Below are 8774 nucleotides of genomic sequence, written 5' to 3'. Positions count from 1 at the left end.
AATCCTTATCTGGCAAGAGATTTAATTGATTAGTTCGCTCTAGAGCAAAAACAATTGACAAAAATCGCTAAATGCCTTTCTCTATAAGGGTTCCATCCCTTATAACCCCCGTCCATTGCATAACACAAACCGAAGAGCCATACTTCTTTGTCTAAAAAAGTAATCGAGTCTCTATCTAAATAATCCATCAATTGAGGAAAAAAATAACTCAATAAATTCGACAAAAAAGGTGAAGATTAACTCCTTAAACAAGCGATCATGGTCAATATTATTAGTCATGTAATATCATCTTAACTAATCTGAGCGATGAATGACTACTCTTCTACATTATATTCTGAAAAGTCGCCTTTGGCAACATATTGTTATGACCTCATCCCTTTAACCTACGAGGAGAGGGGGATGCTTCCCGCAAAAAAACCCGCAGAAAACGGGTTTATCGAAGAAACCCGTTTTCTATTTCCAGGGTTCATCATAATTGATTGTAGGGCTAATTCATGAATTAGCCCTACAGCTATTACCTAGCTATATTCCACTGCTAAATCGAGCGACTCTTGTTCCCCACTTAAGCCCGCCATAAAAGGCCCTATTCGTTGATTAAACACTATTATAGGAAAGATGCAATGCAATCCTTGCTATCAAAGTAATTTCAGTTCCAGGCTGATTCGGAGCATCTTTCAATTTGACAAGGCCGAAAAATCCCCTATCCCCCAATAACTAAAGGAAAGATAAAGTTATCGATCGCCCTCCGGAGCCAGTGTCAGAATAAAAGCAGGGAGATGACCAAGGAAAACCGACAACTCTCCATCTTTTTCCCGTCATCGCCCCTAAAATTTATTTGGTTCAGATTTATGCAAACTGCCAATCCTCGTCAAACGGAGAAAAAAGAGCATCCCAGTGGCGATAAACGCTTCAAAGTCCTCGACATTACCATGAAGCGGGCAGGATATAATCAATCAGCCCTGATTGAAGTCCTGCACAAAGCCCAAGAAGCCTTTGGATTCCTAGAAGAAGATGTTCTCCTCTACGTTGCCCGGGCGCTAAAACTGCCCCTCAGTCGCGTCTATGGGGTAGCAACCTTCTACCATCTCTTTTCCCTGAAACCGGCGGGAAAACACACCTGTATCATCTGTATGGGGACTGCTTGTTATGTCAAAGGCAGCGGCAAAATCCTCGAAGACATCGAAAACGCCTTTGATGTCAAAGTGGGAGAAACCACCGCCGATGGAGAAATTTCCCTAGTGTCGGCCCGTTGTATCGGGGCCTGTGGGATTGCGCCGGCCGTGGTCTTCGATGGAGTCGTGGCCCCTAAACAAGATTCGGAAACTGTCTTAGCGAAACTACAGAGTTTCTCCCAGTAATTTTTCACTCTAGTGGATTGAGAAGAATATGGACTTACAAGAATTATTGGCAGTGGCCGAGAAAGAAAAAACTAGACAAAAAAGCATCCGGGTGCATTGTTGCACTTCCACCGGTTGCCAAGCTGCTAACTCCCTCCAAATCAAAAAAAACCTCGCCACTGCCGTCAAAGAAGCAGACCTAGAGGATACAGTCGAAGTGGTCGGGGTCGGTTGTATGGGTTTTTGTGGTCGCGGTCCGTTGGTGGAAGTGGATCCCCAGGATCTCTTATACGAAGAAGTCACCCCGGAAAGTGCGGCCAGCATTATTGCGGCCTTAAACGGCGGCAAAACCGAGGTGCAATTAGGGGACTCAAAACATCCCTTTTTCTCCCATCAAGTCAAAATTGTCCGGGAAAATAGCGGTAAAATCGATCCCGATCGCATTGAGGAATATATCGCCGTCGGGGGTTATCAATCTCTCTACAAGGCCCTCTACGAGATGACTCCGGCCCAGGTGGTGGAGGAAATCACCAAAAGCGGTTTGCGCGGCCGGGGAGGTGCGGGTTATCCCACCGGTTTAAAATGGGCGACGGTGGCTAAACAACCGGGTAAACAAAAATACGTTATCTGTAATGCTGATGAAGGCGACCCCGGGGCGTTTATGGACCGTAGTGTTTTGGAAAGTGACCCCCATTTAGTCCTGGAAGGAATGGCGATCGCTGCCTATGCTGTGGGGGCCGATCATGGTTATATCTATGTTAGAGCCGAATATCCTCTGGCGATCGATCGTCTGCAAAAAGCGATTAATCAGGCCAAAAAATTTGGTTTAATGGGTTCCCAAGTATTCGAGTCCACTTTCGATTTTAAGGTAGATATCCGCATCGGGGCGGGGGCCTTTGTCTGTGGAGAGGAAACCGCTCTCATCCATTCCATCGAAGGCGGCCGCGGCACTCCTCGCACCCGTCCCCCCTATCCGGCCCAATCGGGCCTCGATGGTTGTCCCACCCTGATTAATAACGTGGAGTCCTACGCTAATATCGCCGCTATTATCCGCGAGGGGGCCGCTTGGTACGCCAATATCGGTACTGCCAGCAGTAAAGGCACAAAAATCTTCGCTTTGACGGGAAAAATCCGCAATAATGGGCTGATTGAAGTGCCGATGGGTATTACTCTCCGGGAAATTGTCGAGGAGATGGGGGGTGGTGTTCCCGATGGTCAAGTGAAAGCGGTACAAACCGGCGGCCCCTCTGGGGGTTGTATTCCCGCTAATTTACTCGATACTCCCGTGGATTACGAATCCTTAGCCAAACTCGGTTCGATGATGGGATCTGGGGGGATGGTGGTTATGGATGATACTACCAGTATGGTGGAAGTGGCGAAATTCTATATGGAGTTCTGTCGCGAGGAGTCCTGTGGTAAATGTATCCCCTGTCGCACGGGAACAGTACAAATGTTTGAATTATTGGCCAAAATTATCGCTCGAAAGGCCGATATTCACGACCTCGAAAACCTAGAACATCTCTGTCAAATGGTCAAAGAAACCAGTCTTTGTGGTCTTGGTCAAAGCGCTCCCAATCCGATTTTAAGTACCCTAAAGTATTTTAAGGAGGAATATCTGGCTCTGTTACAGGAAATCAAGCACCCCGTCTCTGTTTGAGAAAAAATCGATCGAGGCCTAACAATCTTCGGCCTCGATCAATTTCTTCAGTTACGCGAAGTCTGATGGGCTGCCGGGTTATCTTGAAGAGAGTTAGCAGTAGTCTCAGGAGACAATAGATTATGACTTGGCGCGGCTCAACCGATACAAAAGATCGCATTTTTGCAGCTTTAGTATATCTTTTACCCTTATATTCGGCTTTTGCCTTCGGTATCTTTATCTTTCAGCAAATTCCTTTTTTAGGAGCGGCCTTAGCAATAGCCTTATATCCCTTAGCTTTTCTCTATAGTTCTCTGGGAAGCTTTGGCAGTTTAATTATCTTTTTCGTCCTCTTTTTCGCCGTGGTACGCAATCCCCGCATCAGTCATTTTATCCGCTTTAACACCATGCAGGCGATTTTAATCGAGATTTTGGTGTATTTATTGGGATTGGTCTTAGGTTTCGTCGCTAGGGGTTTAGGGGCGAATTTAGTGGTAGAAACTCTTTTTAACGTCGTCTTTTTGGGAGCATTTGCCGCCTGTGTTTACAGCATTATACAGTCGGTTATCGGCAAATACGCCGATATTCCCACAATTTCCGAGGCGGCCTATTCTCAAGTGGGAGGTTAGGTCAGGCTGGCTGAATAAATCTAAAAACCTTGTTGGGTAAGACTTTTAGACTTTTTGGCAATCAAAAAGTACCAGATATGGGAGTGATCGGGGGGAAAATCCCTGGACTTTTTCCCTGAAAATTAGGTAATTGACCTCCTCAAAATCGGGAAAACCCTACACCCTACACCCCACACCCCACACCCTCTCCCCACAAAAAACTTTTTCAGCAGACCCTAATTAAGCTTGAGTTTGTCCCCTTTTTCGGCTACAGTCTCTCCAGAATCAATGCGTTCGCTGCCAGGCCACATCTATGAGTCCATTTAAACAGACGCTACGGGAACTCAACGCTCAGAAGGGAAAAATAGCCGCTTCTGTGGGCAGAAAAACGCCTAAACGGGTTAATCGTTGGTTTAAATGGCTTTCTCCCGGTATTTTTGTCAAACGCTGGCTTTTAATCAGTTTAACCGGTGTTTTTCTCACCTCCTTCGGTTTGGCTATTTGGGTAAAATTAACCCCAGTTAATCGCTTTTTAGAGTTTGTTTCCCAAGCATTAGAAACGATCGCCCGTTTGGTCCCTAATTCTGTTTCCGGGCCGCTGGCGGTTTTGTTGGGTGTCTTTTTGTTATTCTGGGGTCAGAGTCGCACTGTCGAAACGATTACAGAAGCACTACAACCGGACGCATCGGAGGAATTAGTCGATCTCCTACGCACCCATCGTCGTCTCCATCGCGGCCCGAAAATCGTGGCCATCGGTGGCGGTACGGGTTTATCGACGCTTTTACGCGGTTTAAAACAGTATAGTTCTAATATCACCGCTATTGTCACCGTAGCTGATGATGGCGGTTCTTCGGGCCGATTACGTCGGGAAATGGGCATTTTACCCCCGGGGGATATTCGCAATTGTATCGCCGCTTTAGCCGATGAGGAAAAGTTATTAACGGAATTGTTTCAATATCGCTTTCATGCCGGGGATGGTTTATCGGGCCACAGTTTTGGTAATTTATTTATCAGCGCTATGACCGAGATTACCGGCGATCTGGAACAGGCGATCGATGCTAGTGCCAAAGTTTTGGCCATTCGCGGCAAAGTGCTACCTGCTACCCTTACCGATGTTAGTCTCTGGGCTAAGTTAGCCGATGGGCGCATTATTGAGGGAGAATCGAAGATAACCGAAGCTATGGGGCAAATTCGTCAGATTGGCTGTCATCCTGCCGATCCGGTCGCTTTACCGGCTGCTTTAGCGGCAATCAAGGAGGCAGATTATATTATTATCGGGCCGGGTAGTCTTTATACCAGTATTATCCCTAATTTGTTGGTTCCCGCAATTCGTCAGGCCCTAGCACAGGTGACAGTCCCCCGTGTCTATGTTTGTAATATTATGACCCAGCCGGGGGAAACGGATAATTATTCGGTGGCTGATCATATTCGGGCGATCGAAAAAGTCTGCGAGGAACGCGTCTTTGATGCAGTTTTAGCCCAAAGAACTGCACCATCGCCCCAATCTCTGCAATTATACGCCCAAGAGCATAGTCATCCTGTGTTTTTAGACCGCGAGGAGGTGGGAAAAATGGGTTATCGCATTGTTTTAGCGAATGTAATGGCAGAAGATGAAGTTACTGCCAAAGTTAGTCATGATCCCCAACGTTTAGCGCGAGTTTTATGGCGCTGGTATGCTAAAAAGTGAATAGCGAGTTGACTAAATGTTTTTATCTAGCTTTGTCAAGTTATAAAATCATATTTTTTGCTTTAATTTGCCGACATTAGCCAAATTTGCTGATTAAAGCCCTAGGAAAAAATTAGCCTAAAAACCATTTCGCCTTATTCTGTGTTATACTCAGATTTTGAAGAGAGATGATCATGCACTACTCTACTAAATCTAATCAAGAGACAGGTGCGACAGTCTATTCCCCAAGCGATGGAAGTGAATTAATTCCTGCTGAGGTTAAACTAGATATAAACGGGCAAAACTATCCATCACTTAATATACCTCTCCCAGAGGGCTATACAGTAGATGATGAAGGAATCATCAATAACTATGGTAGCGAACCCAAGATTTATCTATCAAAATCCCCATCTTTAGAACAGCAAAAATGGTATATTTTGCAAGGAGTAGGGGCGGTTTTGTTGGTTGCTTTGGTGTTATTAATCACCTTTTCCGTTAGCTAGATAAAAACCGTAGGATTGACATTTAAGTTGAGCGAGACAGGAAAACTTTAATTTACACCATAGAGTCTGCATCCCAAGTATCGGGAGCATATATTGGAACCGACTCTATCTATCTGTCCAAATAGTAAATCTGACAGCTGAACTTTTTTACTTTGCTAAACTTGACAATTTTTTTCAGTTTTTTGTGGGTTGCTTCGTGATCAACAATAGAACAACCAATAGAGTTAACTTCTCAAAGGAAATTCAACAGGTATGAAATTTAATCCTTCTCTTAGTCAAGAACCTCGCTATCAGGCAATTCCTGTTATGCAGATAACTTCCAAAGAAACCCTTCTCCATTGGTTAGAACGGACAGGAAGATTAAAATTACGTCAATCTGATGCTCATCCCGATTTGCAAATCTTAGAAGAACTAGACGATATTATCGATCCAGATAATTATGCTATAGAAGAAGAAGAAGAATAAATAGTCTTAAGTAGGTGGGTGGAATTAAATATAAGATGAACGTAGGTTGGGTTGAAGCATGAAACCCAACGCCCGCTAATGTTACGCTACCGCTAACCCATCCTACAAATAATTGTGCCTCCCTACTTACTGGGAGTTAGGAGTGAAATTTCAATTATCTAATATTCAGGAGATTAAGAAAGTGGTATCAACGAAAAAAACGGCTTTAATTTACTGTGAAAATCAGTTTGGACGTGTGGACGGAAAAACGGCAGCTGGCTTGATCAGACAATCAGAAATATATACAATTGTTGGAGTGCTGGATAGTTCCTTAGCGGGAAAAGATGCGGGAGAAGCATTAGGAGACAAAAAAAATCATATTCCCATTTTTGCCAATTTACAAACAGCCTTAGAAAAACTTAGAGATGTTCCCAATTGTTATATCTACGGCAAAGCACCCTTAGAAGCGTTTATTCCCCCCCTAGAAAGGCTGCTAATTTTAGAAGCAATGGCACAAGGAATGGAGATTATTAATGGTTTGCATCAATTCTTCTCCGAGGATTTAGAATTTAGGGAGCAAGCTAGTCAGTATGGTGTGCAAATTACAGACATTCGTAAACCACCACAATTAGCTGATCTTCATGTATTTACTGGGCAAATTTCCCAAGTAAATATACCCGTTATTGCCTTTTTAGGAACCGATTGTGCTTGCGGAAAAATGACCACTGCGGTGGCAGTTAATCAAACTCTCCAAGGCTTGGGTATTAAGTCTGTCTTAGTCGCTACTGGACAAACTAGCTTGATGCAGGGAGCAAGATATGGGGTTTCGATCGATGCTTTGGTTTCTCAATTTGTCATCGGTGAAATTGAAAATGCTGTGGTTCAAGCTTTTGAGCAAGAAAAACCCGATATTATTTTAGTGGAAGGACAAAGTTCTCTGAGTCATCCTGCTTTTATGAGTTCCCTGGGAATTTTGAAAGGAAGTAGGCCCGATGGGATTATTTTACAACATCCCCCAGCCCGAAAATTTCGCTGTGATTTTCCTCATTTAGCCATGCCAAAATTACAGGAAGAAATTTCACTAATTGAGGCAATTTCTCCCGCTAAAGTTATCGCTATTGCGATTAATCACGAAAATCTCACCACGGCAGCCACTGAGCGTATTATTGCCAAATATGAGCGAGATTTTCAGTTACCGACTACTGATGTTTTGTTACACGGATGTGAGAAATTAGTCCAAGCTTTATGCGATCGCTTTCCGAAATTAAACCGGAAAATCAAAGGGGAAATTTTAGCTGCAATTCCCGCAATTGGGAGCAAATAGGCTGATGAAAGACCTTTTACCCAGAATCGAGATTTCTCTCCCGAAAATACGCCATAATGCTCGTTTACTCTGCCAATTCTACGGTAGCAAGGGACTTTCTGTGATGGGAGTTTCCAAAGCGATTTTGGGTGATCCCTCGATCGCCTTGGCGATGATTCAAGGTGGAGTCAACTTTATCGCTGACTCTCGAATCGAAAATATTCTCAAAATGAAACAAGCAGGAATAGTGACAACTTTTGTTCTGTTGCGTACTGCCTTGAGTCAAGCAGAATCAGTGGTTAACATTGCAGATATCAGCTTAAATACCGAATTAGCAACAATTCAGGAACTTTCCTATTATGCTCAAGAAAAGCAAAAAATACACCGCATTATTATCATGACGGAGTTAGGGGATTTACGCGAAGGTGTACTGCCGAAAGATCTGGTCAAGTTCATCAAAAAGACCCTCGCTTTTCCCTTTATCAAAATTATTGGACTGGGTTGTAATTTGGCTTGTTATGGAGGTATTAAACCTGATAGCCATAATATGAGCAAATTATCTGTGTTAACAGATACAATTGAGCAGGAATTTTTAATAAAATTACCGATTATTTCAGGAGGCAATTCTGCTAACTATCAATGGTATCAAAAAAGTAGCGAAGTTGGTCGGATTAATAATCTGCGTTTAGGAGAATCAATTTTATTAGGTTGTGAAACAGTTAATCGACAAGTGATACCTGGCTTATATACCGATGCTTTTCGGTTAATTGCTGAAGTAATCGAATCCAAAGATAAACCATCTCTACCCTCTGGAGAAATTGGTCGAGATGCTTTTGGTAATGTTCCCAGCTTTATCGACCAAGGCATTCACCGTCGAGTTATTATTGCATTAGGAAGACAGGATATTCTTATCTCTGGATTACAAACAAGTCAGGAGATAAAAATATTAGGTTCTAGTAGCGATCATCTAGTTCTTGATAGTCATAACAAGAGGTTAAAAGTAGGAAGCGAAGTCAGTTTTAATCTTGATTACGGAGGACTTTTAACAGCCATGACTTCTCCTTTTATTACTAAAAGTTATGCTCTCAATGCAGTAGCACAACTGTCTTGATCGATGAATAAATAGGGTTTGCGGCAAAAAGTTTTTCGGTGGTGGCAGGGTGTGGGGTGTGGGGTGTGGGGTGTGGGGTTTTACCAGTTTTGAGGTGGCCAATTACCTAATTTTCAGGGAAAAAGTGCCTAAATTTCCCCCCGATCACTCCCAGATCCAGTACTTT

Annotated in this window: 9 protein-coding genes and 1 pseudogene; 8 read left to right on the top strand and 2 right to left on the bottom strand. The window is 43.5% G+C overall.

Going from position 1 to position 8774, the window contains the following annotated elements:
* Window positions 1–137: 137 nt before the first annotated feature.
* Window positions 138–279 (bottom strand): annotated as a pseudogene (locus PX482_RS06815) (flagellar assembly protein H); the annotation flags it as partial.
* 569 nt (window positions 280–848) lie between these two features.
* On the opposite strand from PX482_RS06815, the gene hoxE reads away from it, so the two are divergent.
* The 8 genes from hoxE (at window position 849) to PX482_RS06775 (ending at window position 8608) form a co-directional block, all read left to right on the top strand.
* A complete protein-coding gene (hoxE, locus tag PX482_RS06810; protein WP_002762924.1) occupies window positions 849–1358 on the top strand; it encodes a bidirectional hydrogenase complex protein HoxE in 510 nt (169 codons plus the stop codon).
* A 28-nt stretch (window positions 1359–1386) separates the two neighbouring features.
* Window positions 1387–2994 carry an NADH-quinone oxidoreductase subunit NuoF gene (nuoF, locus tag PX482_RS06805; protein ID WP_002762923.1) on the top strand — a complete coding sequence of 536 codons (1608 nt, stop codon included), beginning with the start codon at window positions 1387–1389 and terminating at the stop codon, window positions 2992–2994.
* A gap of 122 nt (window positions 2995–3116) precedes the next feature.
* The gene (locus tag PX482_RS06800) at window positions 3117–3602 is read left to right on the top strand and encodes a Tic20 family protein (protein WP_002762922.1); all 486 of its coding nucleotides are present in this window, start codon (window positions 3117–3119) and stop codon (window positions 3600–3602) included.
* Between the two features lie 292 nt (window positions 3603–3894).
* Window positions 3895–5268, top strand: a complete 1374-nt coding sequence (locus PX482_RS06795; protein WP_288093847.1) for a gluconeogenesis factor YvcK family protein — start codon at window positions 3895–3897, stop codon at window positions 5266–5268.
* A gap of 173 nt (window positions 5269–5441) precedes the next feature.
* Entirely contained in the window at window positions 5442–5750 is a 309-nt protein-coding gene (gene psb34 / locus PX482_RS06790) for a photosystem II assembly protein Psb34 (RefSeq protein ID WP_002762917.1), read from the top strand.
* Between the two features lie 252 nt (window positions 5751–6002).
* Window positions 6003–6215 (top strand): DUF3134 family protein, encoded by a 213-nt coding sequence (locus tag PX482_RS06785; protein WP_002762915.1) that lies wholly within the window; start codon window positions 6003–6005, stop codon window positions 6213–6215.
* A 142-nt stretch (window positions 6216–6357) separates the two neighbouring features.
* A complete protein-coding gene (locus tag PX482_RS06780; protein ID WP_353852181.1) occupies window positions 6358–7518 on the top strand; it encodes an N-acetyltransferase DgcN family protein in 1161 nt (386 codons plus the stop codon).
* A gap of 4 nt (window positions 7519–7522) precedes the next feature.
* The gene (locus PX482_RS06775; protein ID WP_002762913.1) at window positions 7523–8608 is read left to right on the top strand and encodes an alanine/ornithine racemase family PLP-dependent enzyme; all 1086 of its coding nucleotides are present in this window, start codon (window positions 7523–7525) and stop codon (window positions 8606–8608) included.
* Here the strand turns inward: PX482_RS06775 and PX482_RS06770 are convergent.
* Entirely contained in the window at window positions 8540–8710 is a 171-nt protein-coding gene (locus PX482_RS06770; RefSeq protein WP_288023201.1) for a hypothetical protein, read from the bottom strand. The two genes, PX482_RS06775 and PX482_RS06770, sit on opposite strands and share 69 nt — an antisense overlap.
* Between the last annotated feature and the right edge of the window lie 64 nt (window positions 8711–8774).

Origin of the sequence: Microcystis sp. M53602_WE12 (assembly GCF_030065455.1) — a bacterium.
GTDB classification, from domain to species: domain Bacteria; phylum Cyanobacteriota; class Cyanobacteriia; order Cyanobacteriales; family Microcystaceae; genus Microcystis; species Microcystis aeruginosa.
Note: the sequence above shows the minus strand (reverse complement) of the source record. Positions and strands in the feature narration are given on the sequence as shown.

Coding starts and splice junctions, on each gene's coding strand:
- hoxE (WP_002762924.1), top strand. CDS start 849: ATGCAAACTGCCAATCCTCGTCAAACGGAGAAAAAAGAGCATCCCAGT.
- nuoF (WP_002762923.1), top strand. CDS start 1,387: ATGGACTTACAAGAATTATTGGCAGTGGCCGAGAAAGAAAAAACTAGA.
- psb34 (WP_002762917.1), top strand. CDS start 5,442: ATGCACTACTCTACTAAATCTAATCAAGAGACAGGTGCGACAGTCTAT.
- PX482_RS06785 (WP_002762915.1), top strand. CDS start 6,003: ATGAAATTTAATCCTTCTCTTAGTCAAGAACCTCGCTATCAGGCAATT.
- PX482_RS06795 (WP_288093847.1), top strand. CDS start 3,895: ATGAGTCCATTTAAACAGACGCTACGGGAACTCAACGCTCAGAAGGGA.
- PX482_RS06775 (WP_002762913.1), top strand. CDS start 7,523: ATGAAAGACCTTTTACCCAGAATCGAGATTTCTCTCCCGAAAATACGC.
- PX482_RS06800 (WP_002762922.1), top strand. CDS start 3,117: ATGACTTGGCGCGGCTCAACCGATACAAAAGATCGCATTTTTGCAGCT.